The sequence below is a fragment of the Kosakonia sp. N21 genome (genome assembly GCF_050587465.1).
Classification (GTDB): domain Bacteria; phylum Pseudomonadota; class Gammaproteobacteria; order Enterobacterales; family Enterobacteriaceae.
This window is the reverse complement of the sequence record NZ_JBOBHR010000002.1, coordinates 13,978-30,256: the sequence shown is the minus strand read 5'-3', so window position 1 is coordinate 30,256 and position 16,279 is coordinate 13,978. Positions and strand designations below refer to the sequence as shown.

Genomic DNA, 16,279 nt, shown 5'->3' with positions numbered 1-16,279 from the left:
GCGCTTTGTTCTTCTGGGGTTTGCCTGATTTAACAGTAACAAGCCTGGAAAGAATATTTTTTACGACTCTGCCCGTTGCACGACGTTTTCGATATGCACGGTCAGGTAGAGCTTTTCCGAGTTGCTCATGGTGTGGTGATAATTTTTACCGACAAACTCATTAATGGCGTCAACGCACTTCAGGGTTGTCTGATAACGACGCTGCACCATGGCAAATAATTCCTCGTCGTCATTATTTAACACCACACCATCAATCACCCGCTGGGCGAAAAACTTTAAATGGGTAATAAAGCGTTGATAATTCAGACTGTGCTCATCGAGCGGCAGGCTGAAAAAATATTTAACGATATTCTGCAACTGGTAAATAAGGCGCGTAATCTGCGTGGTTTTACCCATCGTGTCGTTCAGCCCGGCGTTCACAATATGCAGGGCGATGCTACAGGCTTCACTATCGGGTAATAAGGTACCGGTACGCGCTACCACCATGCCAAGCGCCTGCCGGCCGATGCCATACTCTGCGGTATAGAAATGGCGCACTTCCCACTCCAGCGGATTGGGCAGCACTTCGCTGTTCTGGCTGCGTTGTAGGGCGAAATGAAGATGATCGGCCAGAGTAACGTACAGGCCTTCACTTAATTTATGCGGCAGCGTTGCGCGCGCCAGGGCGACGATATCATCGGTCAGTTGCAGTATTTCTACCGGCACTTCGCTGATCAAATCTTTGAATCGGGCGGAGACCTGCGAATCCTGCAGACGGAATATTTTTTCGATGGCCTGGGTATCCACGCTGGCACCGGTGTGGGTATTAAACCCAAGACCGCGGCCGGTAAGAATAACCTCAAGCCCACGCTCATCAATGGCGCTGACAACGTTATTATTTAATATTTGTTTGACCAGCATCGCCAACTCCTGCAAACAAAAACGGGCAAAACGTAAATACAGCCGCGGACGGATTTGTCCTCATAGTCTGCATTTAGGTTTTGCCCGATATTCGGTAACAAGCGTAATGCAGGTAAAAACTAGCATTGCCCGAATAAATGATCAACGCGTCACTCAGGGCATTGATGACCTGATATGCCAAATTGTGATCGGCGCTGCGAAAAATATCCTGTATTTGCAACCGGAGGGATATTTTCTGGCGACGGCTTCCGGCATTGCAAAAACCGTTACCCCCGGGGCGCTAAAAATGCCACAATAGTGGCTGTTTATACAGTATTTCAGGTTGTCGAATGGCCCTTACCGCCGCGCTAAAAGCGCAGATTGCCGCCTGGTATAAGGCGTTGCAACAACAGATCCCGGACTTTATTCCCCGCGCCCCGCAGCGGCAGATGATTGCCGATGTGGCGAAAACGCTGGCGGGCGATGAAGGGCGGCATCTGGCGATTGAAGCGCCAACCGGCGTCGGGAAAACCCTCTCTTATTTGATTCCCGGCATCGCCATTGCCCGCGAAGAGCAAAAAACGCTGGTGGTCAGCACCGCTAACGTTGCCTTGCAGGATCAAATCTTCAGCAAAGATCTGCCGCTGCTGCGCAAAATTATCCCCGATTTGCGCTTTACCGCCGCCTTCGGTCGCGGTCGCTACGTGTGCCCACGCAATCTCACCGCGCTGGCCAGCTCTGAGCCGAATCAGCAGGATCTGCTGGCGTTTCTGGATGATGAGCTGACGCCGGGGAATCAGGAAGAACAGAAGCACTGCGCGGCGCTGAAAGCCGATCTCGACAGTTATAAATGGGACGGCCTGCGCGATCATACCGACAAAGCCATCAGTGATGATTTATGGCGGCGTCTCAGCACCGATAAAGCCAGTTGCCTTAACCGCAACTGCCACTACTACCGCGAATGCCCGTTTTTTGTCGCGCGTCGTGAAATTCAGGAAGCGGAAGTGGTGGTAGCGAACCATGCGCTGGTGATGGCGGCCATGGAGAGCGAAGCGGTATTGCCGGAGCCGAAAAACCTGCTGCTGGTGTTGGATGAAGGCCACCATTTGCCGGATGTCGCGCGGGACGCGCTGGAGATGAGCGCGGAAATTACGGCCTCCTGGTACCGCCTCCAGCTCGATCTGTTCTGCAAACTGGTGGCAACCTGTCTGGAGCAGTTCCGGCCAAAAACCACACCGCCGCTGGCAACCCCGGAGCGTCTTAACGCCCACTGCGAAGAGCTGTATGAACTGATCGCGTCGCTGAACAACATACTCAATCTCTATCTTCCTGCAGGCCAGGAAGCCGAACACCGTTTTGCGATGGGCGAACTGCCGGATGAGGTGATGGCTATCTGCCAGCGGCTGGCGAAACTGACCGAGATGCTGCGCGGCCTGGCGGAGCTTTTCCTGAATGATTTAAGCGAGAAGACCGGCAGCCACGATATCGTCCGCTTGCATCGCGTGATCCTGCAAATGAACCGTGCACTGGGCATGTTTGAAAGCCAGAGTAAGCTATGGCGGCTGGCTTCCATGGCGCAAGCTTCCGGCGCGCCAGTGTCTAAGTGGGCCACGCGGGAAGTGCGCGATGGGCAATTGCATATGCTGTTTCATTGCGTTGGCATTCGCGTGAGTGATCAGCTGGAAAAGCTGCTGTGGCGCAGCATACCGCATATTGTGGTGACCTCCGCCACCCTGCGTTCGCTGAACAGTTTTAATCGTTTGCAGGAGATGAGCGGCCTGAAAGAGAAGGCCGGAGACCGTTTTGTCACGCTGGATTCGCCGTTTAACCATGTGGAGCAGGGCAAAATTGTCATCCCGCAGATGCGCTATGAGCCGCTGATCGAAAATGAAGAGCAGCATATTGCCGAAATGGCAACCTGGTTTCGTCAGCAGGTGGAAAGTAAAGCCCATCCGGGGATGCTGGTGTTGTTCGCCAGTCAGCGGGCGATGCAGCTCTTTTTGAGTTACGTGACCGATCTGCGTTTATTGTTACTGGTGCAAGGTGATCAACCCCGTTATCGACTGGTGGAGCTGCACCGTAAACGCATTGATGGCGGTGAACGTAGCGTGCTGGTCGGTTTGCAATCTTTTGCCGAGGGGCTGGATTTAAAAGGCGATTACCTGACGCAGGTGCACATTCATAAAATTGCCTTTCCGCCCATCGACAGCCCGGTGGTGATCACCGAAGGCGAATGGTTAAAAAGCCTGAATCGCTACCCGTTTGAGGTCCAGAGCCTGCCCAGCGCGTCATTCAATTTGATCCAGCAGGTGGGGCGACTGATCCGTAGCCACGGCTGCCATGGTGAAGTGGTGATTTACGACAAGCGCCTGCTGACCAAAAGCTATGGTAAACGCCTTCTCGATGCGCTGCCGGTGTTTCCTATTTCACAACCGGCGATGCCGGACGTTATAGTGAAGAAACCAGAACAAAAGCGCCGCAGGCGCCGTTAACGATGTGAGCACGCAAGGAGTTCCCATGGATTACCGCACCATCATTAAAGAGATCGGCCGGGGAAAGCATCACGCCCGGGATCTCGATGTTGACACCGCTCGTGGTTTGTACACGCACATGCTTAATGGCGATGTGCCGGATCTGGAAATGGGCGGTATCCTGATTGCCCTGCGCATTAAAGGGGAAGGTGAGGCGGAAATGCGCGGCTTTTACGACGCAATGCAGCATCACACCATCAAACTGACGCCCCCGGTGGCAAAACCGATGCCGATTGTGATTCCTAGCTACAACGGCGCGCGCAAACAGGCCAACTTAACTCCGCTGCTGGCCATTCTGTTGACGAAGCTCGGCTTTCCGGTGCTGGTGCACGGTGTGAGCGAAGATCCTACCCGCGTGGTCACTGAAACGATTTTCACTTTGTTGGGCATTAACCCCACGCTGCACGCAGGTCAGGCGCAGGCGCGCCTGGAAGGGCATCAGCCAGTCTATATTCCGGTGAGCGCACTCTGTCCGCCGCTGGAAAAACAGCTGGCGATGCGCTGGCGTATGGGCGTGCGCAACAGTGCGCACACGCTGGCGAAACTGGCGACACCGTTTGAAAAAGCAGCAGCGTTGCGTTTGTCCAGCGTTTCGCACCCGGAATATATCACCCGCGTTGGCAAATTTTTTGCTGATATCGGTGGGCGTGGCTTGCTGATGCACGGGACGGAAGGGGAAGTTTATGCGAATCCGCAGCGCTGCCCGCAGATTACGCTGATCGATGCGCAGGGCGAGCGCGTGCTGTTTACCCGCAATGATGCGCCTGAACAGGTGTCGCCTGAAGGCGTGGCGAAAGACGCCGAGAGCACCGCCCGCTGGATTGAGCGCTGCATTGCCGGGCGTGAAGCGGTGCCAGAATCATTGAAGATTCAGTTGGCCTGCTGCCTGGTCGCTACGGGTGAAGCGGAGACGCTGGAAGCGGGTCTTGCGCGAGTGGCGGCAAGTTTTTGACAAAAAAAAGCCCGTCACATTCCTGGACGGGCAAACAACAGGGTAACAACAGGGTCAATGAGGGTGGAGCATCCCCGGCGGAGGGTTAGTTCGCCAGGGGGTAGAACAGGGGAGGTTATTTGTAGATAACCGCAGTGCCGCTCATTTTGTTATTGCCGTTAGCGGACGTAATGCTGTAGCTGGATGCGCCAGCCGCTTTTGCTTTCTCAGCCAGTTTGGCTTCCAGGCCGTCCAGCGTGTCAGCGTTGTTGACAGACACGACGCCGATTTTGTTCAGGTTTTCGGCCTGAGCCGGGCTTACGGATTGCGCAGCGAACGCACCAAAAGAGAGGGTGGACAGGGCGATGGCAGCAACAGCATATTTGATGGTTTTCATAGTTAATCTCTCGCAGGTTATTCTGTGTATGGGACGATGTTCCGTCGATGTGATAAGTATCACGGTTTTTCGCAAGAGATAAAATCGAAGAGAATTGACAGCCTTATTCTAAAAAATTGAACAAGAAGTAATCTTTTGAATTTAAACAGATTTATTGATGAAAAACCGGCGTTTTGCGGTTGAGGCGCGTGGCGAACAATTTTGCGGCACATTTTGCTACGTGGCAGGGGAAAATCTGTGGATGTAAAAGCAAGCGCTTGCGCTGGTTACAACCGTCAGGAAAGGTCAACGAAGCTGGCTATCTTTCGATCCGCGACGATTATATCCTGAAAATGTAGAGTTATGTAAATCTTTCTTCTGCTGGCAGGCCACGCATAAACGTACCCCAGGGATCGCGTTGCGACGCGCTTCCGGGATCGGTTCACCGCACTCCTCGCACTCCGTCAGGCTTTCGCCTGTCGGTATGTCGCGACGGGCGCGGGCGACCGCGTCATCAATGGTGCTGTCGATCTGTTGCTGTACTGCATCGTCGTTTGCCCAACCTGAAGCCATAATGTTGCCCTCCGTAGAGTAAGTATAGTCACTCAGGCCGGAGAAGCGGCTTACCGGTTATCCGGGCGAATCAGGTCAAAGCGCAACGCTTCACTGATGCCGTAATAGGCCGATGGGCCACCTGCGCGCAGTACTGGCTGGGCTTTTGCCGTCTGGTAAACACCGTCTTCCAGCAGTGATTCATCGATATGCACCGCGACAACCTCCCCCAGCACCAGCCAGGTATCCAGTGCCGTGCCGTTGGCAGCGGTTAGTTGGATGCACTGCGACAGGCGACATTCAAAGTTAACCGGGCTCTCTGCCACGCGCGGAGCACTGACAAGACGGCCTGTTACAGGCGTCAGACCTGCCCGGGCAAATTCATCTTCGCCATGCGGCAGCGAGGCGGATGTTTCGTTCATGCGCACGGCTAAATCGCGGGTGGTCAGATTCCAGACAAACTCTCCGGTTTCAGTGATATTGCGTACGCTATCTTTCCAGCCGCTGCTGGCGAAGCCGATAATGGGCGGACGATAATTGAAGCAGTTAAAAAAACTGTATGGCGCAAGATTACGTCGGCCCTGGCCATCCAGAGACGCAATCCAGCCAATAGGGCGGGGACCAATAATTGCATTCAGCGGGTCGTGCGGCAGGCCGTGGCCTTTCGCCGGTTCATAAAAGTACATAGCACTTCCGGGTGATGGAAAAAGTTTCTTCAGCCTCACTTATTTACCCGGCCAACGTCAACGGGTATCTTACGCCGCTGTTAACAGGAGAATGCCATGAATGCCCAGAAGCCGGGTCTGCACCCGCGTAACCGCCACCACAGTCGCTACGATCTCGATGCGCTGTGCGCCGTAACCCCGTCATTGCGCGACTTTATCATCGCCAACCCCAACGGCGAGGCGACAATTGATTTTGCCCGGCCACAGGCGGTGAAAGCCTTAAATAAGGCGCTGCTGGCACAATTTTATGGTGTGCGTGAGTGGGATATTCCGGACGGTTTTCTTTGCCCGCCCGTTCCCGGGCGCGCCGACTACCTGCATCATCTGGCGGATGTACTTGCCGAAAGCCATCAGGGGCAGATTCCGACCCAGGCCAGCGTGCTGGATATCGGCACGGGCGCAAACTGCATCTATCCACTGATTGGCGCGCATGAATACGGCTGGCGTTTTACCGGTAGCGAAACCAATGACGCCGCCCTTGCCAGCGCACAGGCGATTATCAGCGCCAATCCGGGGCTCAGCCGTGCGGTGCGTTTGCGCCGCCAGAAAGATCCGACGGCGATCCTTAGCGGTATCATTCATAAAAATGAGCAGTACGATGCCATTATCTGCAACCCGCCGTTCCACGACTCTGCGCAAAGCGCGCAGGCGGGTAGCGAACGTAAACGGCGTAACCTCGGGCAGTCTGCTGAGGGCGCGCTCAACTTCGGTGGTCAGCAGCAGGAACTCTGGTGCGAAGGCGGGGAAGTGGCTTTTATCCGTACAATGATTGCTGAAAGCCCGCAGTTCGCGCGCCAGGTGTTGTGGTTTACCTCGCTGGTGTCGCGTGGCGATAACCTGCCTGAGTTGTACCGCGCCCTGACTCAGGTTGGTGCGGTGAAAGTGATGAAAAAAGAGATGGCCCAGGGGCAAAAGCAGAGTCGCTTTATTGCCTGGACCTTCCTCGATGACAGCCAGCGTCAACGCTGGGCGCAGACGCGTTTTAAAGCGTAGGTTCGACGGGCGGTTGCGGGCCAGCGGGTGCGGCTGGCTGCGGGTGTGGGGTACTGCCTGGCGCAGGCAGTACCTGATAGGTCTGCACCGGCGGGCGCACATCCGCCAGATCGAAATGTTTTTTCACCATCGTGTCGAGGGCAAAACGCACCGTCCACTGTTTCAGCGGCAGCGTGGTAAAGGTCACGCGCAGGGTAAAGGCCGTATTGCTCAGCCCGACCAGCCCGGCAAAGGATGGCTCGCCGATAATCAGCCCGCGAATATCCTCTTTCTCCATCAACTCGGCAACAGCCTCTTTCAGCGCCTGGTTCGCTTTGTCTGCGTCTTCATGGCGGTCAACATCATAATTCGCCACCACGGAACCAATTCCGCGCACGAAGTTCGCGAAGGTGGTGATCGATGACCACGGAATAATATGGTACGCGCCGGTATCCTGGCGTACGCCAACGGAGCGAATCGACATTCGTTCCACGGTGCCAGTGAGCGGGCCAATGGTGACCAGATCGCCGGTGTTCATGCCATTTTCGAACTGGATAAAAATCCCGGTAATAATATCTTTCACCAGCGTTTGCGAACCAAATGAGATAGCCAGCCCCAGCGCCCCGGCACCCGCCAGTAGCGGCGCGATGTTAACGCCAATTTCCGACAGCACAATCATCACCGTAATGGTGCTGATCACCACTGCCAGCGCGTTGCGAAACAGGGTCAGCAGGGTGCGGGTACGCGCGCTGGGTAGCGGGCGACCATGAATGTCTGAAGCCAGACGGTTTTCTATCAGGCTTGCCAGCAGCGTCCAGCCTACTGCGGAGAAGAAGAGGATCAGCGCAATGCGGATCAGAATATCGACCGTTTTCTCCCCCGCGCCGTAGGTCAGCCATTGCCAGACATCAAACAATCCCCATGCATTGAGCAGCAGCATGATCGTGGCGCAGACCACCAGAAAGCGCGCGGTTTTCAACGTGGCGGATAACCAACCATTAAGCCGCTTTTGCAGTTCCGGATAGTTGCGGTGCACCTGCGGCGAGAGGGTGATGGTTTTATTCAGCCAGCGCGATAATACGCCCGAGATAAACGCGGCAATACTGAGGATCGCGAGACTGTTAACGGTCGCGCCCATCATAAATTTCAGGCTATTGCCGGGATCGAACAACGAGAAGAAAAACAGCACAATAAAGTAGGCGCTGGCCAGCCAGTGCCAGATCAGCGCAAACGCACGAATAAACAGGCTGAAAAAGGCCAGCGAGTGATCGGCCAGCACGGTGAGATTGTGCTGGATGGTCTTTTTATTGTGGAAAATCAGATACAGCGCCCAGACGGTGATACACAGCATAATCACCACGTTCGCCAGCGCGCCAAATTGCACATTCACCTGGTTTGAAATAATCGGCACGGCCACCAGTAAACCGTAACCAATCAGGCTGCTTAGCGCGCTCAGGCGCAGATGCCAGTAGCGGGCTGTCTCATCGGCAATGCGAAACGGGCGCAGCTCCGGAATGCGCGGGCAGAACACCAGCCGTAATATAGCTTTAAAAAACTCAATCAAGGCAAAGGCGTTCAGGAACAGGCTCTGCTGAAAAGCAATGGTGCGGTTGCCGGCATTGAGACTGGCGCTGAGTAACTGCCCGATAAACAGCGTCAGCGCCAGCAACAGCAAATCAATAATAAACGCGCCGATGATCATCGCGGGTAGTTGCAGCCAGTTGCTGCGCTCGCGGTTCTTCTTGCGTCCCCATGCGCCCATTTTGCGATACAGCGGCGAGACACAGGTGCGTACCAGTAACCAGAACGCGAACACCAGTGCCGCCAGCAGCAGGAAATAGGTCGCTGCATGGGTAAAGGTCTGCGGGTTGAAGGATTTATGCGGAGAGCCTGTGATATTGCGGTAGAGCTGTGCAAAGCGCGACGCCAGCGCATCACCATAATAGTGGCTAATGTCGGTGACATTCTCCAGCACGGTTTTCTGCTCTTTCACCTCGGGCGGGGTGATGACCGGCACAGGCTCCTGCGGCGGCGTTGTGGCGACTTTACGTAACTGATCGATAAGTTCTTTGCGTGAGTCGTCATTTTCCAGCACATCTGCCAGCGCAGCATAGGCCGCTTTTTTCTGCTCGATATTCGGTTCAGTCGTCTGGGCGGTTGATGGCGTGCTGGTTGTCGCCGTTGTCATACCGGGAATTGTCGCCGCATGAAGCGGCGCGCACAGCAGGCCAATCAGTAATAACATCCACGGCATAGGCTCCTCCGGTGAGAAAATCCCGCAAAATGATAAGTATAGATGCCGTAATGCCGCGCAGAGGAATTGGGATAAATCCAGGAGAGAGGGGTAAAAAAAAGCCCCTCATGAAGAGGGGCCGGTGCTATCAGGAGACGTGCTGCAGGAACTCCTGCAGGCGCGGGCTCGGCGGATTTTCAATAAGTTGCTGCGGGTTGCCATCTTCGGCAATGCGGCCTTTATCAATGAAAATCAGACGGGAAGCCACTTTCTCGGCAAAGCCGATTTCGTGAGTGACGATCACCATGGTCATGCCTTCTTCCGCCAGATCCTGCATTACTTTCAGGACTTCGTGGCGCAGTTCCGGGTCGAGCGCAGAGGTTGGCTCATCAAACAGCATCATTTTCGGTTTTACCGCCAGCGCGCGGGCAATCGCCACACGCTGCTGTTGGCCGCCGGACAGCTCTGACGGATAGTGGTGGGCGCGCTCTGCGAGACCCACTTTCGCCAGCAGCTCTTTAGCGAGTTTTTCGGCGTCCTGTTTTTTCGTGCCGCGTACGCGCAGCGGGCCGAACATGACGTTTTCCAGCGCCGTCAGGTGCGGGAACAGATAAAACTGCTGGAACACCATGCCGGCTTCCTGGCGGATCAGGCGCTCATCCACTTTCGGATCGTTAACTTTCAAGCCATCGACAATCAGTTCGCCGCTGGTGATCTCTTCGAGCTTATTGATGCAGCGCAGCAGCGTCGATTTACCGGAGCCGGAAGGCCCGATAATCACCACCACTTCACCCTGGGTAATGCTCAGATCAATGTTGTGCAGCACCTGGGTCTGACCAAAGTGCTTGGAAACGTTTTTAAATTCAATCACAGGATTTTCATCCTTCTTTCAAGACGACGCAGAATAAAGCTCAGAACCAGAGTAATAATCAGATAAACCACCGCAACGGCGCTCCAGATCTCCAGTGCGCGGAAGTTGCCGGCGATGATCTCTTGCCCCTGGCGGGTCAGTTCAGCGACGCCGATAACAATAAACAGCGACGTATCTTTGATGCTGATGATCCACTGGTTACCCAGCGGTGGCAGCATACGGCGCAGCGCCAGCGGCAGAATCACGTGGCGAATGGTTTCACCGCGCGATAAACCCAGCGCCAGGCCCGCTTCACGGAAGCCTTTATGGATCGAGAGTACGGCGCCGCGGGTAATTTCCGCTATGTAGGCGCCCGAGTTGATCATGATGGTCACGACCGCGGCGCTAAACGGGTCGATACGCAAATCGTTGAACGCCATCGGCAGGGCAAAATAGATAAACATGACCTGCACGACAATGGGCGTGCCGCGGATAACTTCAATAAATACCAGTGCGATGTGGTTGGCGATCCAGCCGCCAAAGGTGCGTGCGAAACCCGCCGCAAGGCCGATAATCAACCCGCCAATTAAGCCGAGGACCGAGATCCACAACGTCATTTTCGCCCCTTCAATCAGAAGCGGAATGGCGGGCCAGATGGCGCTCCAGTCAAACTGCATGATGTGTTCCTGTATACCGTGGTTATAACAAATGTATCAGGGGCGAAAGCCGCCCCTGAGGTGTAACGCTTTAAATTTTATAATAATTATTTAGGTTCTGTACCGAACCATTTTTTGTAGATTTCGTTGTACGTACCGTTGTCACGCAGAGTTTTCAGTGCGCCGTTCACTTTTTCACGCAGCGCATCACTGCCTTTCGGGAAAGCGATACCGTACTGCTGCGCTTCCAGAGACTCGCCTACCGCTTTGAACTGACCGTTGCCCGCTGTTTTGATGAAGTACAGGATATTCGGCGTATCGTGCAGTACTGCATCAGCGCGACCGGTACCCAGCTCCATATAGGCGTTATCGATGTTCGGGAACTGACGCAGATCTTTGGTTTTGATGTTGGCTTTCGCGTAATCAACAGAACCGGTACCGCCCTTCACAGCCAGTACTTTGCCATCAAGATCTTTCACGCTTTTTACGTCGTTGTTGTTGGCTTTGACCATCACCAGCAGACCGCTTTTATAGTAGCCGTCGGAGAATTCGATCGCTTTTTTACGCTCTTCGGTAATAGTGATGCCTGCCAGCGCCAGGTCGATATTTTTGGTTTGCAGCGCAGGGATAATGCCGCTGAAGTCCATTGGCTTCAGTTCATAATCCAGTTTCAGCTCTTTAGCGATAGCAGCCCACAGGTCCACGTCGAAACCAACGTATTTATCGCCCTGTTTGAACTCGAAGGGAACGAAAGCGGTGTCGGTTGCAACAACCAGTTTTTTGTCAGCAGCCTGAGAAGAAACGGCAAAGGCGAGAGCGAGTGCAGCAAGGGAAAATTTCAATACAGACTTCATAGTTTTTCCTTTTGTATCCGGGGAGCGAACCCCTGCGAGAATGAACGCAGTATGAAAAAATCATGCCAGGTTTACAACCTATTGTTTTGTAAAGGCGAAGCTTTACGCGGTTGCACAATAAGTGTAGCAACATCGCTGTTATGCACCATTTTGAGTCACTAATTTGGTGCAATTAAGCGAAGCGGCCTGTTTAGCTTCTATTTAGCGCGCAATCCGCACGTAAAACAATCTGTTGTTAACAATTTTGTGATGTGATTATTACGTAACAATAACTTATGCCGAGGGGGAGGGGAAAAGTGTGCACCATGAAAGTGCAAACCCCCTCGTATGAAAGCGAGGGGGTCATTGATAATGCTTATGGATTATTCAATGTTGGATTCGATGAACCACAGGAATTTGTCCAGATCGCGTGACGCCGCGGTGAAGATATCTGCGGTGTCTTCGTCTTTTGCTTCGCTGATGGCTTTACGCACATCATTCGCCACAATGGCGTAACGGTCAGCCAGCTCTTTCAGGTGATCCTGCACGCTGTGAATATCCAGCGGGTAGCTTTTCAGCGCCGTTTTGCTGTTGATCACCTGTGTGGTGCCGAGCGCTACACCGCCCAGCTGCACGGCGCGTTCCGCCATGGTGTCAAGGTGATCGACCAGCGCAGTACGGAAGCCATCCAGCATTTCATGAACGGCAATAAAGTTAGCACCGCGCATATTCCAGTGGGCCTGTTTCGTGATCAGCGACAGGTCAATGAACTGGATCACCTGGCGATTCAGCAACTCAACCGTCGCTTTTTTATCGCTATCCGATACATCGTTACGGGTATAAAGCAGATTAGACGCTTTCGTTTTTACCAGTTTAGCGGTACTCATAATCTCATATCCTCTTGATGTTTGTGTCCCAGGTAATTACCGAAACTAAGTATAGCACCAGATTAAGGTTTTCTGATTTGGCTATGCCTATCGGTTCAATAGCAAAAGCTATATAACGGATGGATTTGTGAGAATTTAATGTTAATTCTATGAATATTATGAGTAATTAAATTAATTGGTAGGCGGTGGTTTCTCATTAACTCTAATTAATGAGAAATGTACATAAAGGTAAGAAATAATGTCTGTTTAACCATGTCGTTATTCAGCGTGAGGATTATCCCACGCTGAATAATAATTATTTAGCCGATATCCACTTCTTTGATTTTACCTTCCCGTCGCAGCGTGAGCGTTGATCCCATCGAGGCAATGACAATCGCCATCAGCGCCAGTACCTGCTGGAAGGTGAGCGTCTCGCCGAGGAAAATCATGCCTGATATTGCCGCCAGCGCCGGTTCCATGCTCATGAGCGTACCGAAGGTGCGGGTCGGCAAACGGGTCAGGGCAATCATCTCAAGCGAGTAGGGCAATGCTGTCGATAAAATAGCCACGGCGATACCCAATGGTAATACTGACCAGTGCCACAGCAACTCACCGGACTGGAATGCGCCAAGGGGGACAAAAATCAGCGCGGCAATCAATGAACCCAGCGCCACGGTCGCCGGACCATGTTCTTCGCCTGCGCGCTGACCGGAAAGAATGTACACCGCCCAACAAGCACCCGCGCCCAGCGCCAATGCGGCGCCGGTTAAATCTACGTGGGAGACGTTGTCGCCCAGCGGCAATAAGTACCACAAGCCGAGCACCGCCAGCACCACCCAGATAAAGTCCACCGCGCGACGGGAAGAGAATAACGCCACCGCCAGCGGGCCGGTGAACTCCAGTGCAACGGCAACGCCTAACGGTACGGTCTGAATCGAGAGATAGAACATATAGTTCATGCCGCCCAACGACAGCCCATAAAACAGCAGCGGCAGGCGCTGTTCCGGCGTGAAACGCAGTCGCCAGGGTTTGAAAATGATCGCCAGGATGAACGTGCCCAGCGCCAGTCGCAGCGCCGTTACACCCGGCGCGCCCACCAGAGGAAACAGCGATTTCGCCAGCGATGCGCCGCCCTGAATGGAGATCATCGCAATAAGAAGCACAATAACCGGTAGCCATACCGGCATGTTACGAGACAGCCCTGGCATCCTTTCTCCCGTCAATTTATGTCAACTGAAAGTAAAACCGTCAGTCTACTTGAATTACCCCCGGCCGGTTGAGCGTTTGTTGAAAAAAGCGGGCGGAATATCCGTAGAATAGATCGTGTCTGGTGGTTAATTAACCTGTCATTTTAGGAATTATCCGGATGAACGTGCCGTTTGTAAGTCATCATAATGGTGCGTTGTGCGGAGAAACGGCTGTTTTTTGAAAGAGTTGGTCAAGAGCGGAAACGTTCTGTTACATGAAATGACGCTTTAGACATCGTTTCGCGCAAAGAGTTTCTTAACATTTTTTGATATATTAAAAACGTAGGACGTAGGATTTACTTGAAGCACATTTGAGGTGGTTATGAAAAAAATTGCATGTCTTTCAGCACTGGCCGCACTTCTGGCGGTATCCGCAGGTTCTGCAGTTGCAGCTACATCTACCGTAACCGGTGGTTATGCTCAGAGCGACGCGCAGGGCATCGCGAACAAAACTAACGGTTTCAACCTGAAATACCGTTACGAGCAAGACAACAGCCCGCTGGGTGTGATCGGTTCCTTTACGTACACTGAAAAAGACCGCACCGAAGACAGCGTTTACAACAAAGCTCAGTACTACGGCATCACTGCGGGTCCGGCTTACCGCATCAACGACTGGGCAAGCATCTACGGTGTTGTCGGTGTTGGCTACGGTAAATTCCAGCAGACTGAAGCAGTGGCTAAAACCTCTGACACCAGCGATTACGGCTTCTCTTACGGCGCTGGTCTGCAGTTCAACCCGATGGAAAACGTTGCTCTGGACTTCTCCTACGAGCAGAGCCGTATCCGTAGCGTTGACGTTGGCACCTGGATTGCCGGTGTTGGTTACCGCTTCTAATCGCTTCGGCGATATAAAAAATCCGCCCATCGGGCGGATTTTTTTTGTCTGCAGTAAACGTAAAAGCTTAACGGCGACTGCGCGTTTCGAAGATATCCGTGCCCAGATGGTTGTAGTCAACTTTCTGTAACTTAAAGTTGGTAATGTAGGCTGGGCTGGCTTTTTGCTCGGAAATAAAACGGTAAGAATTTTTAATCTGCTCGGTGGTGATCCCCGTCCACTGCGAGAAGAAACTCAAAAAGTCGTTCGCCGAACGACGCGCTTTAATCACCCGATGCGTTTTATCATCGCTGGACAGCACCATAAATGGCACCTGGAAGTTTTGCTGAAAATGGTCGTCATGCGCCAGATACTGCACCTCTTTGCCGCGCTCTTTGAATGCCAGTCCATGATCGGAGAAGTAGACCATAGAGAAGCTGTCGCCGGTATTCACCAGTTGTGAGTACAGTTTACCGAGCAGATCATCGGTCTGGGTAATGGAGTAGAGATAGCAGGAGGTCTCTTTCGATTGCACAAACTCGTTGTATTTTCCGCCCGTGCGGTCGCAGGCTTGCGGATGCGAACCCATCAAATGCAGCACAATCAGTTGCGGTTGTTTGCGGGCAGTTGAAAAGACCTGCGCGGTCATCTTCAGCAGATCTTCATCGCGGGCGTTTTTGTTCGCTTCAAAATCACCGTTTTTCAGGAATTGCACCTCATCGGCGCGTTTCGCGATGCTGGCAATGGCGGTGTCATATTCGCCAATCTGACCCTGATTCGAGAACCACCAGGTCTGGAAACCGGCGCGGTTCGCCAGTGTGACAAAGTTATCCTGATACTGGGGCTCACCATTTACCACACGGTTTAACGTCAGACCGAGGGATTTTTGCGTTGAACCGCTGGCGGAGATGTAATCCGTGAACAGGTTGCCGTTCACCTGACTGGAGAAAGGGGTGTTGTTCCAGTGGCCGCCAAAAGAACCCATGGCGTCACGGCGCACGCTTTCGCCAATCACCACAACATAGGTATGGTATTTCGGTTTTACCGCCAGCACATTCCAGGTGTCTTTCATGCGCGAGAGTTGCGTCATGTTCTCCTGCTCTTTCACCACTTCGTAGTTGTTCACCGCCACATCGCGCACAAAGCGCAATACCGGAACGCCGGTATCGTATAAGCGAAACTCGAAGCCACGAAAGTGGTTTTGCACCGGGCCGATAAAGTAGGAGCCGACGCAAAAAATCACGCCCATCGTGTCCCATTTCAGCCACGGTGTTGACGGTGTGGTCACCCGGCGGCGCAACGATACGATACCGAGCGCGAAAATAAACACGCCAATCGCGTAGTGATACCACGGAAAGATAGTCAGAATTTCCGTCGACTCTTCCATATTGGTCGAGTGCAGCGCCAGCAGGGTATTAAAGTTTGGCGCGCCATACGCGCGGCCAAACGGGAAATAGCAGGCGGCAACCAGCGAGGTTATAACGATAAATATTTTTTGCGCGCGGGGTGCATGACGCCACAGCACCAGCAAGGCGCAGGTAAAGACGATGGCGTACAGTACGCTAAATTCGTAACCAAGAGCAGAATTGATCACCATTGACTGGAGAAAATAGAAACCCGTCCACGGGTTAATCGTATGGCTGCGGAACGCAACGGATTCTTTAAGAATTAGGCTCATTGATGACTATCGCGAAAACGCCATGTGCTCACCCTGGCGTAAGGGTCAAAACCTGCCGGACAGTGCGTGTGAAGAGGGGAGGGGGTCCGCATCTGCGAGCCGCAATTTGTGCAGGGCAGCGCAAAGATAAAGCGAG

The 16,279-nt window shown here is 53.3% G+C and carries 16 protein-coding genes; 5 read left to right on the top strand and 11 right to left on the bottom strand.

Features of this window, described 5'->3' with window-relative positions; genetic code table 11:
- Positions 1 to 60 precede the first annotated feature (60 nt).
- The gene (gene licT / locus ACQ3G7_RS03890; RefSeq protein WP_430888922.1) at positions 61 to 900 is read right to left on the bottom strand and encodes a BglG family transcription antiterminator LicT; all 840 of its coding nucleotides are present in this window, start codon (positions 898 to 900) and stop codon (positions 61 to 63) included.
- On the opposite strand from licT, the gene ACQ3G7_RS03885 reads away from it, so the two are divergent.
- Genes ACQ3G7_RS03885 through ybiB form a run of 3 tightly spaced genes read left to right on the top strand, consistent with a single transcriptional unit; the run spans position 857 to position 4,362 of the window.
- Positions 857 to 1,198 (top strand): hypothetical protein, encoded by a 342-nt coding sequence (locus ACQ3G7_RS03885; RefSeq protein WP_430888921.1) that lies wholly within the window; start codon positions 857 to 859, stop codon positions 1,196 to 1,198. The genes licT and ACQ3G7_RS03885 overlap by 44 nt on opposite strands.
- A gap of 31 nt (positions 1,199 to 1,229) precedes the next feature.
- Complete coding sequence (gene dinG, locus ACQ3G7_RS03880) at positions 1,230 to 3,371, top strand: ATP-dependent DNA helicase DinG (protein ID WP_430888920.1); 2,142 nt, start codon at positions 1,230 to 1,232, stop codon at positions 3,369 to 3,371.
- Between the two features lie 25 nt (positions 3,372 to 3,396).
- Entirely contained in the window at positions 3,397 to 4,362 is a 966-nt protein-coding gene (ybiB, locus tag ACQ3G7_RS03875; protein ID WP_430888919.1) for a DNA-binding protein YbiB, read from the top strand.
- A 115-nt stretch (positions 4,363 to 4,477) separates the two neighbouring features.
- Here ybiB and ybiJ read toward each other — a convergent pair whose 3' ends face one another.
- The 3 genes from ybiJ to ACQ3G7_RS03860 form a co-directional block, all read right to left on the bottom strand.
- Positions 4,478 to 4,738, bottom strand: a complete 261-nt coding sequence (gene ybiJ, locus ACQ3G7_RS03870) for a DUF1471 family protein YbiJ (RefSeq protein WP_061494558.1) — start codon at positions 4,736 to 4,738, stop codon at positions 4,478 to 4,480.
- A 285-nt stretch (positions 4,739 to 5,023) separates the two neighbouring features.
- Positions 5,024 to 5,290 (bottom strand): DksA/TraR family C4-type zinc finger protein, encoded by a 267-nt coding sequence (locus ACQ3G7_RS03865; protein ID WP_430888918.1) that lies wholly within the window; start codon positions 5,288 to 5,290, stop codon positions 5,024 to 5,026.
- Between the two features lie 50 nt (positions 5,291 to 5,340).
- Positions 5,341 to 5,955 (bottom strand): flavin reductase family protein, encoded by a 615-nt coding sequence (locus ACQ3G7_RS03860; RefSeq protein ID WP_430888917.1) that lies wholly within the window; start codon positions 5,953 to 5,955, stop codon positions 5,341 to 5,343.
- Between the two features lie 96 nt (positions 5,956 to 6,051).
- On the opposite strand from ACQ3G7_RS03860, the gene rlmF reads away from it, so the two are divergent.
- Positions 6,052 to 6,987, top strand: a complete 936-nt coding sequence (gene rlmF, locus ACQ3G7_RS03855; RefSeq protein ID WP_430888916.1) for a 23S rRNA (adenine(1618)-N(6))-methyltransferase RlmF — start codon at positions 6,052 to 6,054, stop codon at positions 6,985 to 6,987.
- Here the strand turns inward: rlmF and ybiO are convergent.
- The 6 genes from ybiO to rhtA form a co-directional block, all read right to left on the bottom strand.
- Positions 6,977 to 9,220, bottom strand: coding sequence for a mechanosensitive channel protein (ybiO, locus tag ACQ3G7_RS03850; protein WP_430888915.1), 2,244 nt, complete (start codon positions 9,218 to 9,220; stop codon positions 6,977 to 6,979). The two genes, rlmF and ybiO, sit on opposite strands and share 11 nt — an antisense overlap.
- A 127-nt stretch (positions 9,221 to 9,347) precedes the next feature.
- Positions 9,348 to 10,070 carry a glutamine ABC transporter ATP-binding protein GlnQ gene (gene glnQ / locus ACQ3G7_RS03845; RefSeq protein ID WP_263097418.1) on the bottom strand — a complete coding sequence of 241 codons (723 nt, stop codon included), beginning with the start codon at positions 10,068 to 10,070 and terminating at the stop codon, positions 9,348 to 9,350.
- Positions 10,067 to 10,726 carry a glutamine ABC transporter permease GlnP gene (gene glnP / locus ACQ3G7_RS03840; protein ID WP_061494564.1) on the bottom strand — a complete coding sequence of 220 codons (660 nt, stop codon included), beginning with the start codon at positions 10,724 to 10,726 and terminating at the stop codon, positions 10,067 to 10,069. The genes glnQ and glnP overlap by 4 nt, the downstream gene beginning before the upstream one ends.
- 86 nt (positions 10,727 to 10,812) lie before the next feature.
- Complete coding sequence (glnH, locus tag ACQ3G7_RS03835) at positions 10,813 to 11,559, bottom strand: glutamine ABC transporter substrate-binding protein GlnH (RefSeq protein WP_430888914.1); 747 nt, start codon at positions 11,557 to 11,559, stop codon at positions 10,813 to 10,815.
- 362 nt (positions 11,560 to 11,921) lie between these two features.
- Positions 11,922 to 12,425 carry a DNA starvation/stationary phase protection protein Dps gene (gene dps, locus ACQ3G7_RS03830; protein WP_061494566.1) on the bottom strand — a complete coding sequence of 168 codons (504 nt, stop codon included), beginning with the start codon at positions 12,423 to 12,425 and terminating at the stop codon, positions 11,922 to 11,924.
- 299 nt (positions 12,426 to 12,724) lie between these two features.
- A complete protein-coding gene (rhtA, locus tag ACQ3G7_RS03825; RefSeq protein ID WP_430888913.1) occupies positions 12,725 to 13,612 on the bottom strand; it encodes a threonine/homoserine exporter RhtA in 888 nt (295 codons plus the stop codon).
- A 361-nt stretch (positions 13,613 to 13,973) separates the two neighbouring features.
- On the opposite strand from rhtA, the gene ompX reads away from it, so the two are divergent.
- Positions 13,974 to 14,486, top strand: a complete 513-nt coding sequence (gene ompX, locus ACQ3G7_RS03820) for an outer membrane protein OmpX (protein WP_263097415.1) — start codon at positions 13,974 to 13,976, stop codon at positions 14,484 to 14,486.
- 67 nt (positions 14,487 to 14,553) lie between these two features.
- Here the strand turns inward: ompX and ACQ3G7_RS03815 are convergent, their stop codons facing one another.
- A complete protein-coding gene (locus ACQ3G7_RS03815; protein ID WP_430888912.1) occupies positions 14,554 to 16,143 on the bottom strand; it encodes a phosphoethanolamine transferase in 1,590 nt (529 codons plus the stop codon).
- Between the last annotated feature and the right edge of the window lie 136 nt (positions 16,144 to 16,279).

Excerpts from the sequence above, each read along its gene's own strand:
- ACQ3G7_RS03885 (WP_430888921.1), top strand. The coding sequence starts at position 857 with ATGGCGCTGACAACGTTATTATTTAATATTTGTTTGACCAGCATCGCC.
- licT (WP_430888922.1), bottom strand. The coding sequence starts at position 900 with ATGCTGGTCAAACAAATATTAAATAATAACGTTGTCAGCGCCATTGAT.
- dinG (WP_430888920.1), top strand. The coding sequence starts at position 1,230 with ATGGCCCTTACCGCCGCGCTAAAAGCGCAGATTGCCGCCTGGTATAAG.
- ybiB (WP_430888919.1), top strand. The coding sequence starts at position 3,397 with ATGGATTACCGCACCATCATTAAAGAGATCGGCCGGGGAAAGCATCAC.
- ybiJ (WP_061494558.1), bottom strand. The coding sequence starts at position 4,738 with ATGAAAACCATCAAATATGCTGTTGCTGCCATCGCCCTGTCCACCCTC.
- ACQ3G7_RS03865 (WP_430888918.1), bottom strand. The coding sequence starts at position 5,290 with ATGGCTTCAGGTTGGGCAAACGACGATGCAGTACAGCAACAGATCGAC.
- ACQ3G7_RS03860 (WP_430888917.1), bottom strand. The coding sequence starts at position 5,955 with ATGTACTTTTATGAACCGGCGAAAGGCCACGGCCTGCCGCACGACCCG.
- rlmF (WP_430888916.1), top strand. The coding sequence starts at position 6,052 with ATGAATGCCCAGAAGCCGGGTCTGCACCCGCGTAACCGCCACCACAGT.
- ybiO (WP_430888915.1), bottom strand. The coding sequence starts at position 9,220 with ATGCCGTGGATGTTATTACTGATTGGCCTGCTGTGCGCGCCGCTTCAT.
- glnP (WP_061494564.1), bottom strand. The coding sequence starts at position 10,726 with ATGCAGTTTGACTGGAGCGCCATCTGGCCCGCCATTCCGCTTCTGATT.
- glnH (WP_430888914.1), bottom strand. The coding sequence starts at position 11,559 with ATGAAGTCTGTATTGAAATTTTCCCTTGCTGCACTCGCTCTCGCCTTT.
- dps (WP_061494566.1), bottom strand. The coding sequence starts at position 12,425 with ATGAGTACCGCTAAACTGGTAAAAACGAAAGCGTCTAATCTGCTTTAT.
- rhtA (WP_430888913.1), bottom strand. The coding sequence starts at position 13,612 with ATGCCAGGGCTGTCTCGTAACATGCCGGTATGGCTACCGGTTATTGTG.
- ompX (WP_263097415.1), top strand. The coding sequence starts at position 13,974 with ATGAAAAAAATTGCATGTCTTTCAGCACTGGCCGCACTTCTGGCGGTA.
- ACQ3G7_RS03815 (WP_430888912.1), bottom strand. The coding sequence starts at position 16,143 with ATGAGCCTAATTCTTAAAGAATCCGTTGCGTTCCGCAGCCATACGATT.